The sequence below is a fragment of the Ochrobactrum sp. SSR genome (genome assembly GCF_030067775.1).
GTDB lineage: Bacteria > Pseudomonadota > Alphaproteobacteria > Rhizobiales > Rhizobiaceae > Brucella > Brucella teleogrylli.
Map to the genome: position 1 here is coordinate 574,649 of NZ_CP125970.1, position 21,391 is coordinate 596,039.

Consider the following 21,391-nt stretch of genomic DNA (forward strand, 5'->3'; position numbering starts at 1 on the left):
GGCTCCAAATCTACCAAAAGTTACATATCTAGCAATCACTATTTATAGTTGTATTTCGCGATTTTTTGTCTCGCACTCTTGACCAAACGCCGCCCTCTGTTCATGTGGAAGGCAACAAATATGACGCGGTTGGGAGGCAAAACGCCTCTGCGGGGCGCGAATCTGGGCTGTTTTAAATGAACGTCGTTGTTGTCGAATCGCCTGCCAAGGCGAAAACTATCAATAAGTATCTGGGCTCGAACTATAAGGTTCTGGCATCGTTTGGTCACGTGCGAGACTTGCCAGCCAAGGATGGTTCGGTGCGTCCGGACGAAGATTTTGCCATGTCGTGGGAAGTGGACGGCAATTCCTCCAAGCGACTGTCAGATATCGTCAAGGCGCTGAAAGACAGCGATGGCCTCATTCTCGCAACCGATCCGGATCGCGAAGGTGAAGCCATTTCCTGGCACGTGCTGGAAGTGCTCAATCAGAAAAAGGCGCTGAAGGGCAAGACGGTCAAGCGCGTCGCGTTCAACGCCATTACCAAGAAGGCCGTTCTCGACGCCATCGCCAATCCGCGCGATATCGACGAGCCGCTGGTCGATGCCTATCTTGCGCGCCGTGCGCTCGACTATCTCTTCGGTTTCACGCTGTCGCCGGTTCTGTGGCGTAAACTGCCGGGCGCACGTTCGGCTGGCCGCGTGCAGTCCGTCGCCCTGCGCCTCGTCGCCGACCGCGAGTCGGAAATCGAGCGTTTCATTCGCGAAGAATACTGGAACATTGCCGCTCTTTTGAAGACGCCGCGCAGTGACAGCTTCACAGCGCGGCTGACCGCCGTGGACGGCAAAAAGCTCGGCAAGCTCGACATCAAGAATGGTGAACAGGCAACCGGCATCCGCACCATGCTGGAAGGCGCAAGCTTTAAGGCTATTTCGGTCGAAGCCAAGCCGACCAAGCGCAATCCCGGACCACCTTTCACCACTTCGACCTTGCAGCAGGCCGCTTCCGGCCAGCTCGGTTTCTCGGCGTCGCGTACCATGCAGGTGGCGCAGCGCCTTTATGAAGGCGTGGATATCGGTGGCGAGACCGCCGGTCTCATCACCTATATGCGTACCGACGGCGTGCAGATGGCGCCGGAAGCGATCACTGCCGCACGTCAGGCCATTGGCGAGACGTTCGGCGCGAAATATGTGCCCGAAAAGCCGCGCTATTATTCCAGCAAGGCCAAGAACGCGCAGGAAGCGCACGAAGCCATTCGTCCGACCGATTTTTCGCGTCATCCGAAGGAAGTGCGCCGTTATCTCGATGAAGATCAGGCGCGGCTTTATGAGCTGATCTGGAAGCGCGCTATCGCCAGCCAGATGCAGGCCGCCGATATCGAGCGCACCACGGCCGACATTGAAGCCGTCAATGGTTCGCGCTCGGCCATGCTGCGCGCCAATGGCTCGGTGACAAAGTTTGACGGCTTCCTTGCAGCCTATATGGATCATCGCGAGGAAGAGGACGACGACGAGGACAGCGCAAAGCTGCCGGAGATTCGTAGTGGCGAAGCGCTGGCGCGCGAAAAGATCGATGCCACCCAGCATTCGACCGAACCGCCGCCGCGCTATTCGGAAGCCTCGCTGATCAAGAAGATGGAAGAGCTGGGCATCGGTCGTCCTTCGACCTATGCCGCCACGCTCGCCACGCTGCGCGACCGCGAATATATCAGCATGGACAAGCGCAAGCTGATCCCGGAACCGAAGGGCCGTCTGGTCACGGCTTTCCTTGAAAGCTTCTTCGACCGCTATGTCGAATATGATTTCACGGCGAGCCTTGAAGAGAAGCTCGATCTCATTTCCGATGGCAAGCTTTCCTGGAAAGACGTGCTGCGTGATTTCTGGCGCGATTTCTCCGGCTCGGTCGATGACATCAAGGAACTGCGCGTTACCAATGTTCTTGATGCGCTGAACGAGGAACTGGCGCCGCTGGCTTTCCCCGCTCGCGAAGACGGCAGCGATCCGCGTTCGTGCCCGACCTGCGGCACCGGCGTGCTGTCACTGAAACTTGGCAAGTATGGCGCGTTTGTCGGCTGCTCCAACTATCCCGAGTGCAAATTTACCCGTCAGCTCGGCGGCGAAGCCAATGGCGAGGCAGCAGCAGCTGATGAGCCGAAGTCACTCGGCAAGGATCCGTTTACGGGTGAGGAAATCACTGCGCGGACTGGCCGTTTCGGTCCCTATATCCAGCGCGGCGAAGGCAAGGAAGCCAAGCGCGCCAGCCTGCCGAAAGGCTGGACGCTGGATACGGTCGACCATGAAAAGGCTGTGGCCCTGCTGTCGCTACCGCGCGATGTGGGCCAGCATCCGGAAACCGGCAAGATGATTTCAGCGGGCATCGGGCGTTATGGGCCTTATGTCAGCCATGACGGCACATTCGCCAATCTGGAAAATGCCGAAGAAGTGTTCTCGGTCGGTCTCAACCGCGCCGTTTCGGTGCTGGCAGACAAGCAGTCGAAGGGCGGTCGCGGGCGTTCGACACCTGCGGCGCTGGCAACGCTTGGCGACCACCCGGATGGCGGGTCGATCACGGTGCGCGACGGACGCTATGGTCCTTATGTGAACTGGGGCAAGGTCAATGCGACTTTGCCAAAGGGCAAGGACCCGGCAAGTGTCACGCTGGAAGAAGCGCTGGCGCTGATCACCGAAAAGGCTGGCTCGACCAAGGGCAAGAAAGCCCCTGCCCGCAAATCTGCCGCCAGTACGGAAAAGAAAGCCGCAGCCAAAAAGCCGACAGCAAGGAAAGCGCCCGCAAAGGCAAAAGCCGCTCCGAAGGCTAAGAAGGCCGCAGCGGCAGAGGAGTAACAATTGGCACGTCGTTTTCCCAAACCCGATTCCGGTCGATCCGCACGGACCGAACGGCGTGCAGCACAGGCGAAATCAGAGGCGCATGCGGGTGATCCGCATGCCTTTCTGCCGACGCGTGAGGAAGTCCTCAAATATATTGAGGAAAATCCTGATCGCGCTGGAAAGCGTGAACTTGCCAAGGCGTTCAATATCAAGGGCGATGCACGGGTCTATCTGAAAGACCTGTTGCGCGAACTGGCCGATGACGGTCTTGTCGAAAAGCGTGCACGCAAGCTTTCACGTCCCGGCTCATTGCCAAGCGTCACCGTACTGGATGTCACGGGACGCGACGAGGATGGCGGGTTGCTGGCCCGTCCAGCCGAATGGGACGAGGCCGCCTATGGCAAGCCGCCCGTGGTGCTGGTGCGCCGCACGCGGCTTAACAAGGCGTCCGAAGGCGGTCCGGCGGTCGGTGTCGGTGACCGCGTTCTCGCGAAGATTTTCCGCAATGAGGACCGCGACGGACCGGACTATACCGCGCGCGTGATGAAGCGGCTCGAACACCGCACCGATGCGGTGCTGGGCGTTGTACGCAAGCTTGGCAATGGCGAGTGGCGGCTGGAGCCTGTGGATCGCAAGCAGGCGGAAGTGCAGCTTGACCCTGCCCAACTGGAAAATGCCGAAAGCGGCGATTTGGTGGAAGTCGAACTGATCTCGTCGCGCCGTCAGGGGCTGCCGCGTGGCAAGGTCCGACAGGTGGTTGGTTCTATCGATAGCGAAAAGGCGCTGTCGATGATCGCCATCCACGAACATGAAATTCCGCATGTGTTCCCGGATGAAGTGATCCGCGAATCCGAAGATGCCAAGCCCGCGACGCTCGATGGCCGCGAAGACTGGCGCGCGGTTCCGCTTCTCACCATCGACCCGGCCGACGCCAAGGACCATGACGACGCCGTCTATGCGGAGCCGGATACCGACCCGGAAAACCCCGGTGGCCAGATCGTTATCGTGGCGATTGCCGATGTGGCGGCCTATATACGCCCCGGTTCGGCGCTGGACCGGGAAGCTTTGAAGCGCGGCAATTCCGTCTATTTCCCGGACCGGGTTGTGCCGATGCTGCCAGAGCGCATATCGAACAATCTCTGTTCGCTGCGCGAGCTGGAAGACCGCCCGGCCTTGGCTGTGCGGATGGTCTTTGCCGCTGACGGCAGAAAGAAATCGCACAAGTTTCACCGCATCATGATGCGCTCTGCCGCCAAGCTTGCCTATGGTCAGGCTCAAGCCGCCATTGACGGCGCGACAGATGACAAGACGGCACCGATCCTCGATAGTGTGCTGAAGCCGCTTTGGGCAGCTTATGCGGTGTTGAAGCGCGGGCGGGACGCCCGCGAGCCGCTGGAACTCGATCTCCCTGAAAAGAAAATCCTGCTGACGCCGGATGGCAAGGTGGACAAGGTGATCGTGCCGGAACGTCTCGATGCGCACAAACTCATCGAAGAGTTCATGATTCAGGCCAATGTCGCGGCAGCTGAAACACTGGAAGATCATCGTCAGCCATTGATCTTCCGCATCCACGACGAGCCGGCGCTTGCCAAGCAGGAAAGCCTGCGCGAATTTCTGCGCACGCTCGACCTCAATCTCGCCAAGGGCGGGCCGCTGCAACCATCGCAGTTCAACCGTATTCTGGTGGCTGTCGAGGACACCGATCATCAGGAACTGGTCAATCAGGTCGTGCTGCGCACGCAGAGCCAAGCCATATACAGCCCTGACAATATCGGGCATTTCGGGCTGCATCTGCGCCGCTATGCGCATTTCACCTCACCAATCCGCCGTTATGCCGATCTGATCGTGCATCGCGCGCTGATCAAGGCGCTGAGGCTTGGCAAGGACGGAATAACGACCGATGAGGAAGCGCGCCTTGAGGAAATCTCCGCGCTGATTTCCTCAACCGAGCGCCGCGCCATGCTGGCAGAGCGTGAAACCGTGGATCGTTTGATCGCGCATTTCCTCGCTTCACATCTCGGTGACGAGTATGAAGGTCGCGTGACGGGTGTTACCCGGGCCGGTCTTTTCGTGAACCTTGCGACATATGGCGCGGATGGACTGGTGCCCATTTCAACTTTGGGTCATGAATACTATTTATATGACGAAGCCAACCATGCGATTGCCGGAGAAAGAAGCGGAAAAGGCTTCCGCCTCGGTGATACTGTCACGGTCAGGCTGGTTGAGGCGCTCCCCGTTGCGGGCGCGCTTCGTTTTGAGATGGTATCGGAACCGCATCCCCTGCCGATGTCGACGCGCTCGCATCACAAGGCAACCCGGACGATGCGCGGACGAAAGGGCAAGCCTTCGGGCATCCCGCGTCACAAGAAGAGAGGTCGGTAATGAGCACGCTTGAGGCCAATTCCGCGCAGAACATTCAGGTTTTCGGTGGCGAAACCAGCAGAAAAGCCCATCCCAAGCGCCCGCTTGGCGAGGCCATGTGGCGCGGTTTCCGCTGCCGCTGTCCGCATTGCGGCGAAGGCAAGCTTTTCCGCGCTTTCGTCAAGCCGGTCGCCAAATGTTCCGTCTGTAACGAGGATTATACCGAACAGCGTGCTGATGACCTTCCGGCCTATTTGACGATTCTGGTTGTCGGTCACATCGTGGTCGGCGCTTTCATGGGCGTGGAAGCCACGACCAACCTGTCGCTGTGGGCACATATGGCGATCTGGGGGCCGCTGACGGTCATTTTGTCGCTCATGCTGCTCCAGCCGCTCAAAGGGGCAACCATCGGCCTGCAATGGGCGCTTTACATGCATGGTTTCGGGGGCAAGGGCGAAGGCGACTACGGCGACGTGACCTGATCCGGCTATCATGACCGTGACAGTTTCCACGCCCTTGGCTGAACAGAAGAAGAAGGTGCTGCGCCCGCGCGACGCAGCCTCGCTGCTTCTGATCGACCGTTCATCCGGCAAGCCTTGCGTGCTGATGGGCAAGCGCCATCACAGCCTTGCCTTCATGCCGGGAAAATTCGTGTTTCCTGGCGGCCGTGCCGATTCAATTGACGGCGCGATTTCAGCTTCGAGCGAACTCAGCCACGACGACACATTGAAACTTCTGAATGGCATGGGTTCCCGCCCCTCGATGCGTCGCGCCCGCGCGCTTGGCCTCTGCGCCATCCGCGAAACATTCGAGGAAACCGGTCTCCGTGTGGCGCATCCGGTCAACAGCGATTCTTCGGCTGAACCGCCGTTTGGCCCCGCGGCCAATCATCAGGACTGGCGGGCCTTTCTCGGCCAGGGCGCCCTGCCCGCTTTGTCCAGCCTGCGCTATTTTGCGCGTGCCGTGACCCCGCCGGAACATGTCCGTCGATTCGATACACGCTTCTTCATCGCATTTTGCGACAGCCTGCCGGAATTCGGCAAGCAAAAGCTCGCACCAAGCGGTGAACTGGAAAATCTCGACTGGGTATCGATCGATGATGTGGGCAAACTCGATCTCGCTCGCATTACCCAGATCATCCTGGAGGAAGCACAAAATCTACTGGCTGAAACACGCCTTGATTTGCCTGCGGCCCTTCCGGTGGTGCAATACCGTGTGCGGCACGGCCGCTTTGTCCGTGAAGTGATCTGACCTGATGAATACAGAAATTCCAGCAACCGACCGTGATTCTGCCAAAACAAGCACGGAAGGCGTGAACGGCGCTCTTCCGCAGGAAGGCCAGATGCACTGGCGTTCGCTTGCTGCGGCCATTGCGACCATCAGCGCAGTGGGTGCAGCTATCGGGCTGGGCATTCCGCTTTTGAGCGTGCTGCTGGAAGCCCGCGGTCATTCGGCAAGCCTTATCGGCGCCAATACCGCTGTTGCCGGGCTTGCCTCGATTGCCGCCGCCCCCTCGCCGCTCCGATTGCGGCGAAGCTCGGCGTGGTCAGAGCCATCTTTCTGATGCTCGTCATCGGCGGTATTGCCTTCCTCGGCTTTCATTTTTTCCAGCCGCTCTGGGCATGGTTCGCGTTGCGCATCGTGCTGCATTTCGCGCTGACGGTGCTGTTCGTCCTGTCAGAATATTGGATCAATGCATCAGCACCACCTGAAAAACGCGGACTGGTGCTTGGGATCTATTCCACGTCGCTCTCGCTCGGTTTCGCGCTCGGACCATGGCTTTTCTCAAAGATCGGCAGCGCCGGTGGCCTACCATTCTTCGTTGGATTCGCAATCATCATGATTGCGCTCATCCCGGTGACAATTGCCTGGCGCGACAGCCCGGATTTCGAGGAAGGTGAACATGTTCCCTTCCTGCCGTTTATCTTCGCCGTGCCAACCGCGACCATGGCGGTCTTCGTCTTTGGTGCCGTGGAAACAGGCGGCTTCGCGCTTTTCCCGGTCTTTGGCGCGCGCATTGGCTATCCGGAAGCGGATGCTGCGTTGTTGCTGACGATGATCGGTCTCGGCAATGTGCTGCTGCAAATTCCGCTTGGCATCATCAGCGACAAGATTCCCGACCGCCGCAAGCTTCTGCTGTTCTGCGCAGTCACAGGCCTCATCGGCATGATCGCGCTGCCCTATCTGATGCAACACTGGTATCTGATGGCGGGCGTGCTGTTCCTGTGGGGTGGCGTGGTGGCTGGTCTCTACACGGTCGGTCTTGCGCATCTTGGTTCCGAACTCACAGGCCGCGAACTGGCGTCGGCCAATGCCGCCTTCGTGTTCTGCTATGCAATTGGCATGCTGGCAGGCCCGCAGGCCGTGGGTGTCGGCATGGATGCTTTCGGCCCGGCAGGTTTTTCGTGGACGCTTGGGGTATTTTTTGCCGCATATGCGATCTTTGCAGCAGGAAGACTGCTTTTCAGAAAGAAGCGGACTTGACTTTTCGGCCCCAATCCGTAGTTATGCGGCGAATTTCCGCTGCCGGGTGAATTGCCGGAATCGCTGGCGGTTACCATCCATAGAGTATGACCCCGGAGAATGGGAGCCCGATAAGCGGGTCCGGTTTCCGAAAAGGTGATGCTCCGGCAAAGTTAAAGAGCAGGTATTTCGATATGGCCAAGGCTACGACGATCAAGATCAAGCTTTTGTCGACCGCTGACACCGGCTTCTTCTACGTTACGAAGAAGAACAGCCGCACGATGACGGAAAAGATGACAAAGACCAAGTACGACCCGATTGCGCGCAAGCACGTCGAGTTCAAGGAAACGAAGATCAAGTAATTCGTTTCCCGCGTTGCCCATGCGGTGACCGGAATCAAAAAAGCCGTCTCTCACGAGACGGCTTTTTGTTTTTGATCTGCTGTTTATCAAAACATTCAGGCAGCCGAAGCGACAACGCGATTCCGACCATTCTTCTTGGCAAGATAAAGCGCAGCATCAGTTCTGTCGAACAGCGCTTCCACGCTGTCGCCGATCAGGCGCAAGCCAGCCAGACCGACACTGATCGTCATATTGACCTTGTGGCGCCCGCTAGCGACCGAGAAAGGCACTGCCTCCACAGAGGTGCGGATACGCTCTGCAACGGCTGCACCAGCCTGCAAATCCGTATCCGGCAGCACGACGATGAACTCCTCGCCACCATAGCGACACATCAGGTCCATACCGCGGATATTCTTGCGCAGGCGCGATGCGAATTCGCGCAGGACATCGTCGCCAGCATCATGCCCGTACTGGTCGTTGACGCGCTTGAAATAGTCGAAGTCGATCATGATGACCGTCAGCGGGCGCTCCCGGCCCGTGGCGCGGCTATAGAGCACCGGCATATGCGTATCGAGATAGCGGCGGTTGTGCAGCCCCGTGAGATCGTCCGTTACCGCCATGGTGATCGAGCGGTTCAGGCTCTGCCGCAGCAGATCATTGTAGCACTTGCGCTTGATCTGCGTGCGCAGCCGCGCAAAAAGTTCCAGCTTTTCCAGCGGGCGCATCAGATAATCGTTAACGCCAAGCTCCAGCGCGCGAACAACAAGCGCGCCTTCGTCTTCCCGCACAATCAGGATGATCGGCACCAGTCGGGTACGCTCGATGGTGCGCAATTGGGAGCAGAGGCGCAGCGGGTCGTAATAGGTGAAAGCCGCCGAAACGACGATGCTGTCATAATCCGCCTCGATGGCCTTGATGAGAGCAGCATTGGCGTCTGTGGCGATATCGACCCGATAGGTTTCGCCCAAAATAACGCGCAGCCGTGCTGCCGCCGTTTCATCCTCGTCCACAACGAGGATGCGGGCGGCATCCTGCAAGTTCGGACCGGAACCAGAAACCTTGGCTGAAAGCAGCGCCTCCACCTCGGCATCGGCCACGCTGTTGCTGCGCTGGAACAGTTCGTCCGAGACCAGCTTCAGGCGGGCGAGGCTTTTCACGCGCGACATCAGATGGAGATCATTGACCGGCTTGGAGAGAAAATCATCTGCACCCGCCTCCAACCCACGAATCTTGTCTTCCGGGCGGTCAAGCGACGTCACCATGACCACAGGAATATTGGAGGTGCGCGGGTCGTCCTTCAGCTTGCGGCAAACTTCGAAGCCATCCATGCCCGGCATGAGAACATCCAGCAGGACAACGTCAATCTGCCCGCCTAAGCAGATTTCGAAAGCATCTGATCCGTTATAAGCGCTGACAACTTCGTAATACTCAGCAAGCAGCCTTGCCTCCAGAAGCTTCACATTGGAAGCCACATCATCGACGACGAGAATTCTGGCAGTCATGATCCCCCTCGCCTGGTCGAGCCTAAGCGTCGCCCAGATAAGACTTTATCGTTTCTATAAATCTTGGAACAGAAATTGGCTTGGATATATAGGCCTCGCATCCGCCCTGCCGGATGCGTTCCTCGTCGCCTTTCATGGCGAAAGCCGTGACCGCGATCACCGGAATATGGCGCAGTTCTTCATCGTCTTTCAGCCACTTGGTCACTTCCAGACCTGAGACTTCCGGAAGCTGAATATCCATGAGAATGAGATCTGGCCGGTGTTCGCGTGCGAGATCAAGCGCCTCTAGACCGTTTCGTGTCCGGATCGTTTCGTATCCGCTGGCTTCGATAAGATCGCGAAACAACTTCATATTCAATTCGTTGTCTTCGACGATCATTACGCTTTTCGTCATCGAAACTTCCCTGGGGCAACTGCCCGGCCCGATTATTCATTCATCTACTGGCATTGGCTGACACCAAACAGTGTGTGCACCGACATTCCCCTCGGTCCACTCTATGATTTAACCTCATTTCATTGACGAAAGGCAAATAATTCCGTTGTCGCTACAAGGACCTGCATCTTATATGAAAACAATTGCAGGCCCGCGTGGCGGCTGCATGGATCGGCTGAAATGGAGGTGACGATGAAAACGCTTATGAACGAAACAGAAGCGCAGGGTCTCGCCATTGAAGCTTTGGCCTGGCTTGCGCAGGACAAGGATTTACTCCCGCGCTTTCTAGCGCTGACGGGCATCGAAGCCTCGTCCATCCGTCAGGCAGCGCGTGAGCCGGGCTTTCTGGCCGGTGTGCTGCAGTTTTTCTTAAGCCACGAGCCAACGCTGATGCGCTTTTGCGAAGAAACCGGGCGTGACCCGGCTATCATCCAGAAAGCGGCGTCTTTCTTGCCCGGCGGTGCGGGCCAGCATTTGCAAAGCGGCGCCGACTGATTCGACCGACACCGCCCTGTTTTTGCGCTGAAATCAGGCTGCGCTCGGCCCGGTGACGACCTCTTCCGCCGCGGACACATTGAGAACGTTCAGCTCATGCGCCCGCCCGTCGCGTGCAGTCCATGAAATCGACTGGCCGGGTGCAAGCCCGATCAATGCCGTGCCAATCGGGGTCAGAATCGAAACCTTGCCCTGTGCAATGTCCGCCTCGCCCGGATAAACCAGCGTCACGCGGCGCTCATGTCCGTCATTGGAACGGAATTCGACCACCGAACCCATATGCACCACATTTTGCGGCAGCCGCTTGGCAGGCACGACCTTGGCGCGGTCAAGTTCGGCCATCAGCTCGTCGGCGATTTCCTCGTGCTGCTCGGCGACGCTGTTGGCCAGCCCCATCAGGCGCTCGTAATCGACGTCGCTGACGACAATATTGGGCTTCTTGCGATTCTTGACGCTCATGGCGATAGCTCACTGTTATAAAAGATAAATATCTCCGAGCATGATGGCTCGAAGCGGATTATTGGGATGTTTTCATGAAAGCGCTTGTCGAATTCGCTTGAGGCAAGCGACGAACCATCCCCGGAGTCCTTCTGCGCTAGGCAGGACTCGAGGGCCTTTATCCCGCGATCGGTTGAACCCGATGGAGTATGGCGGCGAAACGGTTGTTCATAACACTAAACTTGGTGATATCGCTGCCAATGTCAAGAGCATGACGGTTGCGCGCGCCTCTGCCAGTGGCGTGGCGCGGGATTGGTGATATACAAAGCATGTTCCTTTTATGTTCGTTTGAGCAGGCTTCATCGAGTCGAAGCTGGGCCAGACGACGAAGCTGCGCATGTGGACGATGGTTGAGAATTTCGCCGGAAACAGTTCGGAGCAAGGCTTATGTCGCGACTGCCTGTCGCTACAGAAGAGTGCTTCGGTGCGCCGGTGTTATTCCTGCGGCAGCCCGCGCCTGGTGCGACATCCGGAATTGTACAAGCTGACGCTGGCGCATATCGATTGCGACGCCTTCTACGCTTCTGTTGAAAAGCGCGATAATCCTGAATTGCGCGACAAGCCGCTCATCATCGGCGGCGGCAAGCGCGGCGTCGTTTCGACAGCGTGTTACCTCGCCCGTATTCATGGTGTGCGTTCGGCGATGCCGATGTTCAAGGCGCTGGAAGCCTGTCCCGAGGCGGTCGTTATCAAGCCTAATATGGAGAAATATGCCCGCGTGGGGCGCGAAGTGCGCCAGCTGATGCGTGATCTCACCCCATTGGTTGAGCCGCTTTCCATTGACGAAGCGTTTCTCGATCTCAGCGGTACAGAACGGCTGCACAAGGCGCCGCCCGCCGTGGTTCTCGCACGCTTTTCCAAGCGCGTGGAAAGCGAGATTGGAATCAGCGCATCCATCGGCCTGTCCTATTGCAAATATCTCGCCAAGGTGGCCTCCGATCTGGAAAAGCCGCGCGGGTTTTCCGTTATTGGAGAAGCCGAGGCGCTCGATTTTCTGCGCGATAAGCCGGTGAGCATGATCTGGGGCGTCGGCAAAGCATTTGCGGCCAAGCTGCAAAGCGACGGCATCCGCAGCATAGGCCAGCTCCAGACGATGGATGAAGGCGGGCTGATGAAGGCCTATGGCACCATGGGCCAGCGTCTCTATCGCCTGTCGCGGGGGCAGGACAGCCGACGGGTAGAGCCGGAACATGATATGAAAAGCGTTTCGGCGGAAACGACCTTCAGCACCGATCTTTCCACTGCGGCCGATCTGGTTCCTGTTTTGCGTGCGCTTGCAGAAAAAGTATCGCGACGGCTCAAAGCAGGCGAAATTGCCGGGCGCACTGTCGTCCTCAAGCTCAAGACGCAGGACTTCAAGCTACGCACCCGCAATCGCCAGCTTTCGGACCCGACCCAGCTGGCTGACCGCATTTTCCGGCATGGATTGCAGCTTCTGGAAAAGGAGCTGGATGGCACCAAATTCCGGCTGCTTGGAATCGGTGTCGGCGAGCTATCCTCAAGCGACCGGGCTGACCCGCCAGATCTGGTCGATACGCAGGCCACAAAGCGTGCTGTCGCCGAAACCGCGATTGATCGCCTGCGCAACAAGTTCGGGCTGAATGCAGTTGAGACCGGCTATACTTTCTCAAAAGGTAATCTCGCCCGCACGCAGACACCATCCGACCGCGATCATGACGACCACGACTGAGTGATTGGCGGCCTGACGGGAATTCACCGCGTTATCCGACTTGTTTCCGCTTTAGACTCACGGTTCAATTCCCGCAGCTAAAACATGGAGGTTAAAAATGCTGACAGGCCCATTGTGTCGAGCAGGCCGCGCGCTCGTTGAGATTTCACGCGATAACCTCGCCAAACTATCCAAGGTGGATGCATCGGTTATCGAAGATTTTGAGCGGAAGATCGACAAGCCGTCCGCTGAAACGATCAATCAGCTACAAAGCGCGTTGGAAGATCTCGGCGCAGTTTTTATCCCGGAAGATGAACGCGCGGAGTTGGCGTTCGCTTGAAATTCACCGCCTCCGAAGCCAAACGCATAGCGATCCTCGAAGGCGAAGGCGGCATCATAGCCCAGGATGACGTCACCTGACACATTGGTGCCGTGGCCGTTCAAAGAGCCGTTTGTACTGCGAACGCCGGATTTCGTTTTGATACACTATCTGCAGGCATAAGCATTAAGGCAGAACTCTCTTGCGGGAGAGCACATGTGAGCGTCTGCCCCGCCTAAACGGGGCAAATCATTCAACCGCCGAAAATGGTCCGTCCACCGCTGAAACCCGATCCCGAACTGGTCGTAAATCCGCTCCTGTTCTTGCCGCCCGCGACAATGACCCCGGTAGATTTATCGGACTTTACCGTCTGGGTATCCAGGTTTCCGTTCGTTGGCGCGGTCGCAAATGCAGTTCCTGCCATCATGAATGCACCAACGGCTAACAAAGCTATGGTCTTCATCGTTCCTCCTTTGCTGGCCCCGCCAGCTGACGCCGATATACGATGAGATCATGCGGGCGTTGACGCACAATCCGGCGTTTAGAAAACGCCAGATTTGGCCTCGATGATATACGGCACATGCCGTATTTCGGCATCTAGACGCCCTCCACAGTATTGAAATTTCAGTCAGTTACTAAGCCGGGGCGAACATATTGCGGAGGCTGAGAGCCAAAAGACGGCATGGTTTGCCACACCCGATCAAAGTGCGGCAGAACACCGTGTGAATAGATTGCCACACCCAAGAAAATAAAACCTTGGATATCAACCGCTTACAGTGATTTTGAGAAAGAGATGGAGGCCTCGCCCGGAATCGAACCGGGGTGCAAGGATTTGCAGTCCTCTGCGTAACCACTCCGCCACGAGGCCTTCCTGAGAGCGTTTCCAAATCAATTGGTTCGGCTCTGCGCAGTTCCAATATTGATCCCTGCCCACTTCGTCAAGCGATTCGAGCCCTTTGTGTAAAAAATCCTTGGTGTTTTCTCTTGGCCTACGAATGAACGCCTGCGGCCAGTGTGATTGGGGAATTTTAGAACATTACGATCTGTTAACGCATTGGAAAGGACAGGCTGTGCAACAATAAGGCCATGAGACAAGCGCCGACATGGAGACGAGTGAAGCACGCGGCTTGCTTCGTTTTGCGCGTGGCCATGCTGGCCGCCCCCATTCTGCTGGCATTAGCGGCTTTGACCATGGTGACCAATCCGGACGGTAACAAACCGCCGGTTCCCGACAAGGGTGTTTCCGGCGCGACAGCGCCGACCGGAAATTGATCCCTCGTCGGCAATCTGACGTTACAAATTGCAACAGCTGGAAACCTCGCTGCCGAATCCTGGATTGAAATGGCTCGTAGAGTGCCGCAATCGTTCAATTGCGGAGATGATTTATGGCCAAGCTGCAGTTCTTTTTTTGCAAAGGCCTTGCCCTATATGGGAACAGGCTTCATGCTCGTCAATTTTCTGGCTTTGCTTTACGCCGTCACCATACGCGGATGATTTCATGACGATTAGAAGCGAAAAGGGCGCCGTAGCGCCCTCTTTCATTTGACGACGTGCCAGACGCCGCCCTTGCCGTCGCCTTTAACGTCACCCATCTTCATGTCGTCGTGGTAACGATAAAGCGGCATTCCCTTGTAAGCCCACATATCCTTGCCGTCCGTGGCTTTGACGACAGAAAAGTCGCCGTCCGATTTTGCGCCTTTGTCGGCATGAAATGCAGGCCACATCTTCAGGCATTTGGCATCGCAGGACGATTTACCGCCTTCGTCCTTGTCAAACGTATAGAGCGTCATGCCCTTCGGCGTGGTCAGTATTTTGCCGGACTGGCTATCCATCATCTTGGCAGGTTCGGCTGCAAACGCGCCAGCCGTCGATAGCGCGACCAATCCGATCGCTAGAAGCATCGTTTTCACGGCATATCCTCCTTGGTTCGGAAGACAGGCATATGATCGTTTATAGTTCCGCCTGTTCTTCCGATCGGGAGTTTGCGCCCCGTTGCAGCCCGAAATATGGCGCAGCGATTCGGAAGCAAAGAATCAATTAGCCGGAACCGGACAACTGAGATCACCCTCTTCGCAGCTTAGATAAGTCCGCAGTTGCTTATTGCGCTGCTCGGTCAGGTCGGTTTTGCAGCTGGCAACAAGCATCGGATAGATGCTGCCACCGGAAGAATTGCCCGCATTGAAACCGCATTCGGCATCTCTGAATGCAATCCATGCGCGCTGGGCTTTGACAAACCGCGCCTTTCCATCTGCGTCATCGGCAAGACGCTTCTGGATTTCCCTGAAGTTGCCGGCGAGCTTCTTTTCGGCAGCAGAAAAATCATCGCCAGCGCATTGGGTCATCGTGGCCTGATCTTGCGCATTGGCGCATTTTTTAGAGGCCGCCGTCGCAGGCAGACAAAGAAAAAGCGAAGCAAGACCAACAGCTGCAATCCGTAGCATCAATATTCTCCCAAGCGTGACAGTTCCTTTTCAAAAAAAGTATAGCTATGTCAGTTTTAAATGCACATGAAACCGCTAAATTAGGTTAACCGAAAAGAAGCACGCGGAACATCTTTCGGAAGTGGCTTATCGCGCGCCCTCATCTGCGGCTTTTCTTTCAATCCAGTCCCGTGCTGCCTGCCAGCTGCCGAAGGCCATTCGCTGATTGTGCAGCGCGTAGGCGATCCAGCGTTCCTCGGGGTTTTCGCTGTCTTCAGGCATGATGGTGCCGATGCGATTACCATGACTGTCATGCACAGGATAAATCATCAAAACTCCCTCCCCGGAGGTTCCGCGTCGGCGTTGTTTACGGGCCGACCTTTCTGTTTATTGTTTGCGCTCTCGATTGCCAGAGCCGGACGAGCAGTTATTATTGCCCCCCACTATTCAGGGGTTAGGTGGAGACATAAACAATGCTCGCGACGTTTCTAGAATTTCCCACCTATGCCGTCTTTTTTGTTTTTCATAGCTTTTGCTCTTATACTATTCGCTATAGGCTATTGCGCGCTACGATATCTCAATGTGCACGCCAAACACGATATTTTTTCCATACCTGCACCAGCCTTTCTCGGAACGATTGCAACCGCATGGGCGCTTTCCATTGGCTTTGTCGCTGCCGACGCATGGTCGCTCAATTCTCGCGCCGATTTTTCGGTGAGCAAGGAGCGCTCTGCCATCCACCGATTGCTGGATACAGCTAACCCCTTGGTTCTCAACGATGAGGAACTAAAGACTGCGGTGCTCAACTATCGCACCATCGTGGTCGACGATGAATGGGGACGACGGAACAACACGGCTTCGACATTGGAAGTGGATCACGCGATTCTGGAGATTCGCGCCATGGTCCAAAAGATTGCGCTTTCGGGCCTGCCCGGTCCGATTGTCTCGCAACTCGTCAATGATTTTGACGAACTTCAGGATGCCCGTAATGAGCGATTGGCGGTGGCGAGCGCGTCGATCGACGAATCCAAGTGGTATCTCGTCCTTTTCCTGACCCTGCTGACAGCCATCACGATTGCTTCGGTCCATGCCGACCGACCGCTTGCCGGGCGGCGTGCCCTGATCCTCTACGTGCTCACAGCCACGATCAGTCTTTGGATATTGGCAAACCACGCAAATCCCTATGTCGGGATGGGGGATCTCAAACCGGACCTGCTCTTCTCCGCACAACGGCACCCTGCGGCTCCAGCGCAGCCCGCTGGCTCGTGATTCATCTCTGGACTGGGGATTGCGGAAAAATCGACTGAACGCTCTCCTGCGCCTGCCTGAAGCCATCAGCATTCAATGACGGTTCTGCGGCCCAATGTGCCACTGCGGCGAAGTGATTCGCGCTCTGCACGTGACGATTTAAAGATGGAGAAATTTGCCTGAACTGAAACGGGTAAAACGCCGTTCAGTCACAGTCCATTGCTAATGCAATGCTTGACTAGTTTTGTGCAAGTGATTGAGATATTAAGCAACTTCAGCAATTGAAGTGGCTCCCCGGGCCGGATTCGAACCAGCGACCAACCGGTTAACAGCCGGTTGCTCTACCACTGAGCTACCGGGGAACAGGTGCTCGTTGCGTCAGCGATGTGGCGTATAGCAAAAGGATTTCGGGTTTGCAAAGGGCAAAATCGTATTTTTTCCAACTTTTTGCATCTGCCTCACGAAACCCTATATTCTCTGGGACATTCAGACGTAAAAAATATGCAGCAGCTGTGGAGAGACCTGGTCCAGTGAACGAAGAAACGAACCCCAAAGCGCCCCGCAAGGTCATTTTGATTCTTGGTCGGCGAATCCCGATTCCCCAATCGGTGATGATGCGCCGCATGTTGGGCGGCACTCTGGTGGCCGGTGGTGCACTGGGTTTTCTTCCTGTGCTGGGTTTTTGGATGCTTCCGCTTGGCCTGATCGTGCTTTCTCACGATTCTCACCGGGTTCGTCGTATCCGCCGGCGCAGCGAAATCTACATCTGGCGCAAATGGGTGCGCCGCAACGCGTCCTCAAATGCCAATGGTGGCACGGGAAACTGATATCTCGCGCCGTTGCAGGCCTGAGCGCTCAACAGAACCAACGCGATAGAAACGACATGGCCCGGCATGAAGCCGGGCCAATCCGAGTCCGCGTATCAGTTGATGGTTCAGGACAGATTCTTCCGCCGCTGCGCGTAACTGCGCCGCCGGACTTCTCCCGGCGTCAGATGGCGATATTTCCGAAGCGCAGTCGTCATGTGGCTCTGGCTGGAGAAACCCAACGTGGCGGCAAGCTCACTCAAGGATATATCGGTCTCGCGCAGGCATCGCTCGGCTTCGTCCAGCCGCAGTCGCATCAGATATTGATGTGGTGTGAGACCGAAGCTTGCGCGAAAACAGGTTGCAAAATGGCCCGCTGAAATCCCGATCAGGGATGCCATGTCCGGCACAGATACCTGCTGGCGATAATTTTCCCTGAGATAATTCTCAATCTGCCGGCAGGCATAATTGCTGAGCCCAAACTGTTGTTTGTTGCTACCGCGGGCGATAGACGCATTGCGCACCAGCACGCCTGTCAGCACCGTGCGGAACGCATCCATATAGGTGCTGCTTACATGAGGTGATACTTGTAGCTCGCCCCAAAGGATCTGCGCCAGTTGCAGGCACTGTCTGTTGGAAAAATGAATTGGCGTCCAGCTATGGGTAGCTTCTTCGCATTCTTCCGCCGAGAAGAACGACGTGTCGAGCGTCACCGTCAGATGCGCGGTATTTTGGGGCCACACAATTGCGCAGCTCATGTGAGCGGGAATGATGAACGTCATACCTGCCGGGCAATTGATGGTCTCCTCAGGCCCCTCAAAGGGCTTCCATCTCAACCCGCGCACCATTTCGAGCACGATGATGGCTATGGTTTCGAGCGAGTGATACGTCCTCTCGCCAATGTCTGAAAAACCGTAATCAATATCGGGTTTGCCACCGCCATCCAGCGATGCCAGCTGCATTGCGTTGATTACTGGCGATGGATCATAAGTAGAAAAATTCATTGAGTTATTCTTCATGAAGATGCTCATATTATCCTCAATCATCAAACCGAAAAAAAGAATAAATATTGGGAGCGCCACGGGTTTAATGGAACGGACTCGAAACCTGTATTCCCCCTGGATTTTAGAAAATCAAAACGGCCTTCCCTCAAAAACCGTGTGAATGCCGCAAATCAATCTTTAGTTGCAATTGAAAGATTATGCAACCGAATTATTGAAGCCGGACAAAACGTGTTGCGGCACGGAATAAGGCTCCGTTGTTGTATCCTTCCTTTGCTCTCATTAGCAGCTTCTCATGTAAATCAGGCGGATATTGGGGCTGTTGCACGCCATTGCATTTTTGCATCCATTGAAAACCGAAATGCAGCGCGGTTTGGGCTTCCTTGACGGCTTCTTCATCGACCTTGAATAATGCACAGGGCCTGTCCGAATTGAATGCAAAGCTGTCCACCTCGGTCGCGCTGCGTCACACCGCTGTAATAAAGGCCCGCTAAACAGGGGGCCACGATGTGGGGGTGCATTCGCGCTGTTTCTGCATTGGAACTGTTTTTGCCGCTTGTCGAGGTCTCATAAAGATGTTTCAATCTGAATTGCACGGCTGTGCAGAAAAAACAGAAGCAGCCGGCGATCCTGGGGAGGAGACGCCTATGCCAGCTTTTCTGGAGGTGGCGAGCGCGCGCGTTCGTTATGGCAATAATGAGGTTCTCAAAGGGGTAGATCTGTCGGTCCGCAAAGGCGAATTCGTTGCCCTGCTCGGATCGTCAGGTTGTGGAAAAACAACCCTGCTGCGTGCAATCGCTGGTTTCAACACGCCCAGCAGCGGCGCGATCAGGGTCAATGGTGCTGATGTGACTCGCCTGCCCCCGGACAAGCGCGGCATGGCGCTGGTATTCCAGTCCTATGCGTTGTGGCCGCACATGACGGTTGCGCAGAACATCGGCTATGGTCTGCGCATTCGCGGTATTGCCAAAGACACGATCAAGCAGAAGGTGCAGGAAGTTGCCCGCCTGCTTGGCCTCGACGCACTGCTGGAAAGGAAGCCCGCAGCTTTGTCCGGAGGTCAGCGCCAGCGCGTCGCGCTGGGTCGTGCACTGGCCATCCAGCCCGACATTCTGCTTCTTGACGAGCCCCTCTCCAATCTTGACGCGCGTATTCGTCTGTCGGTGCGTCATGAAATCAACGCCTTGCAGCGCCGTCTGGGTATTACGGCGGTTCACGTGACCCATGATCGCGAAGAGGCGATGGTCATGGCGGATCGGATCGTGATTCTCAACAATGGCGAGATCGCCCAGGCTGGCGCACCCGAGGAAGTCTACAACCATCCGGCGTCCGATTTTGTGGCCGCCTTCATGGGCGCGGAAAATCTGATTGAACTGCCTGTTGCGATCAAAGCTGACAGGATCGAAATCGCGGCAGGCGCGCATAACAAGGCAAGCACTATTCCAGCCGGAAGGCGCACTCTTTCCGACGGGATCGCTTCCGCGCGCTTCCGCAGCGAAGCTGCGCATCTCGTAAAGCCGGGCACACAGCGCGACAATGCACCTGCCCTCGTCCTCACAGGCAGGGTGGAGCAGACCAGCTATCCCGGCGGCCTTTGGCGACACATGGTCAGCATCGGCGACCGCCATATCATGGTCGATGCGCAGGAAAGCCACCAACCCGGTACGGATGTCGAAATCCAGATACCCGAACAGGCGCTGTTTCTGTTCGACAAGTAGTCCCGCACCAGTTTTGCCGGGCGGCGTTTCGGCTCGGCCAATGTCAGTAACTGCGGGCATCAACCAGTCCGCAGCAGCTTAAAAATTCCCGATGAAGCAACAGGATGCCTTGCATCCCAATCGCAATCCACAAACCGGATGATCCGGATTTAACAGGAGTTTTTCATGAGAACGGTCCTGAAAGCAGCAATGGTACTCGGTCTTACCGTGGCCCCTGCATCCGCCGACGAACTGACGGTGCTTACCGCCGGTGACCAGAACATGGTCGATTACGTCAACCAGTATCTCGGACCATTGTTCGAGAAGGAAAATCCGGGCACGACCGTGCGCGTTGTCGGCACCGGCCCGGGCGATGCCGGTTCGCAGAAGATTCTCGAGCGTTTCGAAGCCCAGTCCAAGGCGGATGTCGAAAAATGGGATACGGACGTTGCCGTCATCCATGAAAAATTCGCCGGGCCGATGGTCACCGGCAAATTCCTTGAGAATTATCGCGGCAAGATCGAAACCGGCAAGCTGGTAACCCGCGGCAATGCCAAGATGGCGCTCGGCACCAATGTCGACGGCTATGTCATGCCGATGTTCAACAGCCAGACCGCGCTTGCCTATAATCCCGCACTCGTCGCCACACCGCCCAAGAGCTATGATGAGCTTGTCGCCTGGGCCAAGGAAAATCCGAAGCAGTTCGGCTATAACGGCATCAAGGGCGGTGCTTCGGGCGTCAGCTTCGTCATGGGCTGGATTTATGCCTATGGCGGCGATGCGAACAAGCTTCAGCAGGGACCGTTTGAAGAAGGCGAAGCCAAGAATTGGGACAAGGCTTTTGCATCGCTGAAGGAGTTCACCAAGAACGCGACCCTGACGCCGGGCAATGCCGGAACGCTCGACATGCTAAGCCGTGGCGAAATCGCCATGGGTCCGGTCTGGGTGGATATGTTCTATTCATGGAAGGCCAATGGCCAGTTGCCGCCGGAAATGAAGCTTGTTCTGCCTGAGCCGGGCATGCCGGGCCAGCCGATGCATTATGTGATCCCGGAAAAGAGTGCGAATAAAGAACTGGCCGAAAAGTTCGTCGCGCTGGCAACCAGCCCGAAGGTTCAGGCCGAAGGCATTGTGAAGCGCTTCAACTGGTATCCGGGCATTGACGCCGATAACGTCAAATCGGAACTCGATGCCGACACCTGGAACAAGCTTTTCACCGATATCTCGTCAGATGATCTGGGCAAGTTCGGCAAGTCCTTCCCGATTGCGCCGTACAACACCGCCATTCTCGAAGCCTACGAACGTCAAGTTGGCAACTGATAACCGCGTTG

General features: G+C 56.5%; 22 protein-coding genes, 2 tRNA genes and 1 pseudogene. 14 read left to right on the top strand and 11 right to left on the bottom strand.

What is annotated here, in order from left to right:
* Window positions 1–176 precede the first annotated feature (176 nt).
* The 6 genes and pseudogenes from topA (at window position 177) to rpmG (ending at window position 7,993) form a co-directional block, all read left to right on the top strand.
* Complete coding sequence (topA, locus tag QLQ11_RS14105; protein ID WP_109367341.1) at window positions 177–2,822, top strand: type I DNA topoisomerase; 2,646 nt, start codon at window positions 177–179, stop codon at window positions 2,820–2,822.
* 3 nt (window positions 2,823–2,825) lie between these two features.
* Window positions 2,826–5,189, top strand: coding sequence for a ribonuclease R (rnr, locus tag QLQ11_RS14110; RefSeq protein ID WP_109367340.1), 2,364 nt, complete (start codon window positions 2,826–2,828; stop codon window positions 5,187–5,189).
* A complete protein-coding gene (locus QLQ11_RS14115) occupies window positions 5,189–5,650 on the top strand; it encodes a DUF983 domain-containing protein (RefSeq protein ID WP_109367339.1) in 462 nt (153 codons plus the stop codon). The genes rnr and QLQ11_RS14115 overlap by 1 nt, the downstream gene beginning before the upstream one ends.
* 10 nt (window positions 5,651–5,660) lie before the next feature.
* Complete coding sequence (locus QLQ11_RS14120) at window positions 5,661–6,419, top strand: NUDIX domain-containing protein (RefSeq protein WP_109367338.1); 759 nt, start codon at window positions 5,661–5,663, stop codon at window positions 6,417–6,419.
* 91 nt (window positions 6,420–6,510) lie between these two features.
* Window positions 6,511–7,652, top strand: a pseudogene (locus QLQ11_RS14125) (MFS transporter).
* A 173-nt stretch (window positions 7,653–7,825) separates the two neighbouring features.
* The gene (gene rpmG, locus QLQ11_RS14130) at window positions 7,826–7,993 is read left to right on the top strand and encodes a 50S ribosomal protein L33 (RefSeq protein ID WP_002966024.1); all 168 of its coding nucleotides are present in this window, start codon (window positions 7,826–7,828) and stop codon (window positions 7,991–7,993) included.
* 95 nt (window positions 7,994–8,088) lie between these two features.
* Here the strand turns inward: rpmG and QLQ11_RS14135 are convergent, their stop codons facing one another.
* On the bottom strand, window positions 8,089–9,474 hold the full coding sequence (locus QLQ11_RS14135; protein WP_109367337.1) for a PleD family two-component system response regulator: 1,386 nt from the start codon (window positions 9,472–9,474) through the stop codon (window positions 8,089–8,091).
* A 22-nt stretch (window positions 9,475–9,496) separates the two neighbouring features.
* Window positions 9,497–9,868 carry a response regulator gene (locus QLQ11_RS14140; RefSeq protein WP_007878616.1) on the bottom strand — a complete coding sequence of 124 codons (372 nt, stop codon included), beginning with the start codon at window positions 9,866–9,868 and terminating at the stop codon, window positions 9,497–9,499.
* A 231-nt stretch (window positions 9,869–10,099) separates the two neighbouring features.
* Between QLQ11_RS14140 and QLQ11_RS14145 the strand changes: the two genes are divergently transcribed.
* Window positions 10,100–10,402: a DUF3572 domain-containing protein gene (locus QLQ11_RS14145; protein ID WP_109367336.1), complete on the top strand. Its 303-nt coding sequence runs from the start codon at window positions 10,100–10,102 to the stop codon at window positions 10,400–10,402.
* 33 nt (window positions 10,403–10,435) lie between these two features.
* On the opposite strand, the gene rnk is transcribed toward QLQ11_RS14145, so the two are convergent.
* Window positions 10,436–10,861 (bottom strand): nucleoside diphosphate kinase regulator, encoded by a 426-nt coding sequence (gene rnk, locus QLQ11_RS14150; protein WP_109367335.1) that lies wholly within the window; start codon window positions 10,859–10,861, stop codon window positions 10,436–10,438.
* A gap of 385 nt (window positions 10,862–11,246) precedes the next feature.
* Between rnk and QLQ11_RS14155 the strand changes: the two genes are divergently transcribed.
* Window positions 11,247–12,590, top strand: a complete 1,344-nt coding sequence (locus QLQ11_RS14155) for a DNA polymerase IV (RefSeq protein WP_109367984.1) — start codon at window positions 11,247–11,249, stop codon at window positions 12,588–12,590.
* 97 nt (window positions 12,591–12,687) lie between these two features.
* Entirely contained in the window at window positions 12,688–12,909 is a 222-nt protein-coding gene (locus QLQ11_RS14160) for a hypothetical protein (protein ID WP_349496906.1), read from the top strand.
* A 232-nt stretch (window positions 12,910–13,141) separates the two neighbouring features.
* On the opposite strand, the gene QLQ11_RS14165 is transcribed toward QLQ11_RS14160, so the two are convergent.
* A complete protein-coding gene (locus QLQ11_RS14165; protein WP_109367333.1) occupies window positions 13,142–13,351 on the bottom strand; it encodes a hypothetical protein in 210 nt (69 codons plus the stop codon).
* A gap of 331 nt (window positions 13,352–13,682) precedes the next feature.
* A tRNA-Cys gene (locus QLQ11_RS14170) sits at window positions 13,683–13,756 on the bottom strand.
* A 245-nt stretch (window positions 13,757–14,001) separates the two neighbouring features.
* On the opposite strand from QLQ11_RS14170, the gene QLQ11_RS14175 reads away from it, so the two are divergent.
* Window positions 14,002–14,160 carry a hypothetical protein gene (locus tag QLQ11_RS14175; RefSeq protein ID WP_167836083.1) on the top strand — a complete coding sequence of 53 codons (159 nt, stop codon included), beginning with the start codon at window positions 14,002–14,004 and terminating at the stop codon, window positions 14,158–14,160.
* 266 nt (window positions 14,161–14,426) lie between these two features.
* Here the strand turns inward: QLQ11_RS14175 and QLQ11_RS14180 are convergent, their stop codons facing one another.
* The 3 genes from QLQ11_RS14180 to QLQ11_RS14190 form a co-directional block, all read right to left on the bottom strand.
* Window positions 14,427–14,798, bottom strand: a complete 372-nt coding sequence (locus tag QLQ11_RS14180) for a hypothetical protein (RefSeq protein WP_109367332.1) — start codon at window positions 14,796–14,798, stop codon at window positions 14,427–14,429.
* 123 nt (window positions 14,799–14,921) lie between these two features.
* On the bottom strand, window positions 14,922–15,329 hold the full coding sequence (locus QLQ11_RS14185; protein WP_109367331.1) for a lysozyme inhibitor LprI family protein: 408 nt from the start codon (window positions 15,327–15,329) through the stop codon (window positions 14,922–14,924).
* Between the two features lie 126 nt (window positions 15,330–15,455).
* Window positions 15,456–15,638, bottom strand: coding sequence for a hypothetical protein (locus tag QLQ11_RS14190; protein ID WP_109367330.1), 183 nt, complete (start codon window positions 15,636–15,638; stop codon window positions 15,456–15,458).
* Between the two features lie 252 nt (window positions 15,639–15,890).
* On the opposite strand from QLQ11_RS14190, the gene QLQ11_RS14195 reads away from it, so the two are divergent.
* Window positions 15,891–16,577, top strand: coding sequence for a DUF4239 domain-containing protein (locus QLQ11_RS14195; RefSeq protein WP_235858958.1), 687 nt, complete (start codon window positions 15,891–15,893; stop codon window positions 16,575–16,577).
* 266 nt (window positions 16,578–16,843) lie between these two features.
* On the opposite strand, the gene QLQ11_RS14200 is transcribed toward QLQ11_RS14195, so the two are convergent.
* Window positions 16,844–16,918: transfer RNA gene (locus QLQ11_RS14200), tRNA-Asn, on the bottom strand.
* Window positions 16,919–17,167: 249 nt separating this feature from the next.
* Here QLQ11_RS14200 and QLQ11_RS14205 point away from each other — a divergent pair.
* Entirely contained in the window at window positions 17,168–17,383 is a 216-nt protein-coding gene (locus tag QLQ11_RS14205; protein ID WP_235858964.1) for a hypothetical protein, read from the top strand.
* 107 nt (window positions 17,384–17,490) lie between these two features.
* On the opposite strand, the gene QLQ11_RS14210 is transcribed toward QLQ11_RS14205, so the two are convergent.
* Window positions 17,491–18,393 carry an AraC family transcriptional regulator gene (locus QLQ11_RS14210; RefSeq protein WP_283736147.1) on the bottom strand — a complete coding sequence of 301 codons (903 nt, stop codon included), beginning with the start codon at window positions 18,391–18,393 and terminating at the stop codon, window positions 17,491–17,493.
* Window positions 18,394–18,574: 181 nt separating this feature from the next.
* The gene (locus QLQ11_RS14215; RefSeq protein WP_124915852.1) at window positions 18,575–18,814 is read right to left on the bottom strand and encodes a hypothetical protein; all 240 of its coding nucleotides are present in this window, start codon (window positions 18,812–18,814) and stop codon (window positions 18,575–18,577) included.
* Window positions 18,815–19,010: 196 nt separating this feature from the next.
* On the opposite strand from QLQ11_RS14215, the gene QLQ11_RS14220 reads away from it, so the two are divergent.
* A complete protein-coding gene (locus QLQ11_RS14220; protein ID WP_109367327.1) occupies window positions 19,011–20,081 on the top strand; it encodes an ABC transporter ATP-binding protein in 1,071 nt (356 codons plus the stop codon).
* A gap of 165 nt (window positions 20,082–20,246) precedes the next feature.
* Window positions 20,247–21,380 carry an extracellular solute-binding protein gene (locus QLQ11_RS14225; RefSeq protein WP_167836082.1) on the top strand — a complete coding sequence of 378 codons (1,134 nt, stop codon included), beginning with the start codon at window positions 20,247–20,249 and terminating at the stop codon, window positions 21,378–21,380.
* Window positions 21,381–21,391: the final 11 nt, after the last annotated feature.

Coding starts and splice junctions, on each gene's coding strand:
- QLQ11_RS14135 (WP_109367337.1), bottom strand. CDS start 9,474: ATGACTGCCAGAATTCTCGTCGTCGATGATGTGGCTTCCAATGTGAAG.
- QLQ11_RS14140 (WP_007878616.1), bottom strand. CDS start 9,868: ATGACGAAAAGCGTAATGATCGTCGAAGACAACGAATTGAATATGAAG.
- QLQ11_RS14225 (WP_167836082.1), top strand. CDS start 20,247: ATGAGAACGGTCCTGAAAGCAGCAATGGTACTCGGTCTTACCGTGGCC.
- QLQ11_RS14190 (WP_109367330.1), bottom strand. CDS start 15,638: ATGATTTATCCTGTGCATGACAGTCATGGTAATCGCATCGGCACCATC.
- QLQ11_RS14185 (WP_109367331.1), bottom strand. CDS start 15,329: ATGCTACGGATTGCAGCTGTTGGTCTTGCTTCGCTTTTTCTTTGTCTG.
- rpmG (WP_002966024.1), top strand. CDS start 7,826: ATGGCCAAGGCTACGACGATCAAGATCAAGCTTTTGTCGACCGCTGAC.
- QLQ11_RS14115 (WP_109367339.1), top strand. CDS start 5,189: ATGAGCACGCTTGAGGCCAATTCCGCGCAGAACATTCAGGTTTTCGGT.
- QLQ11_RS14220 (WP_109367327.1), top strand. CDS start 19,011: ATGCCAGCTTTTCTGGAGGTGGCGAGCGCGCGCGTTCGTTATGGCAAT.
- QLQ11_RS14160 (WP_349496906.1), top strand. CDS start 12,688: ATGCTGACAGGCCCATTGTGTCGAGCAGGCCGCGCGCTCGTTGAGATT.
- rnk (WP_109367335.1), bottom strand. CDS start 10,861: ATGAGCGTCAAGAATCGCAAGAAGCCCAATATTGTCGTCAGCGACGTC.
- QLQ11_RS14165 (WP_109367333.1), bottom strand. CDS start 13,351: ATGAAGACCATAGCTTTGTTAGCCGTTGGTGCATTCATGATGGCAGGA.
- QLQ11_RS14120 (WP_109367338.1), top strand. CDS start 5,661: ATGACCGTGACAGTTTCCACGCCCTTGGCTGAACAGAAGAAGAAGGTG.
- QLQ11_RS14205 (WP_235858964.1), top strand. CDS start 17,168: ATGATGCGCCGCATGTTGGGCGGCACTCTGGTGGCCGGTGGTGCACTG.
- QLQ11_RS14155 (WP_109367984.1), top strand. CDS start 11,247: ATGGTTGAGAATTTCGCCGGAAACAGTTCGGAGCAAGGCTTATGTCGC.
- QLQ11_RS14145 (WP_109367336.1), top strand. CDS start 10,100: ATGAAAACGCTTATGAACGAAACAGAAGCGCAGGGTCTCGCCATTGAA.
- QLQ11_RS14210 (WP_283736147.1), bottom strand. CDS start 18,393: ATGAGCATCTTCATGAAGAATAACTCAATGAATTTTTCTACTTATGAT.
- topA (WP_109367341.1), top strand. CDS start 177: ATGAACGTCGTTGTTGTCGAATCGCCTGCCAAGGCGAAAACTATCAAT.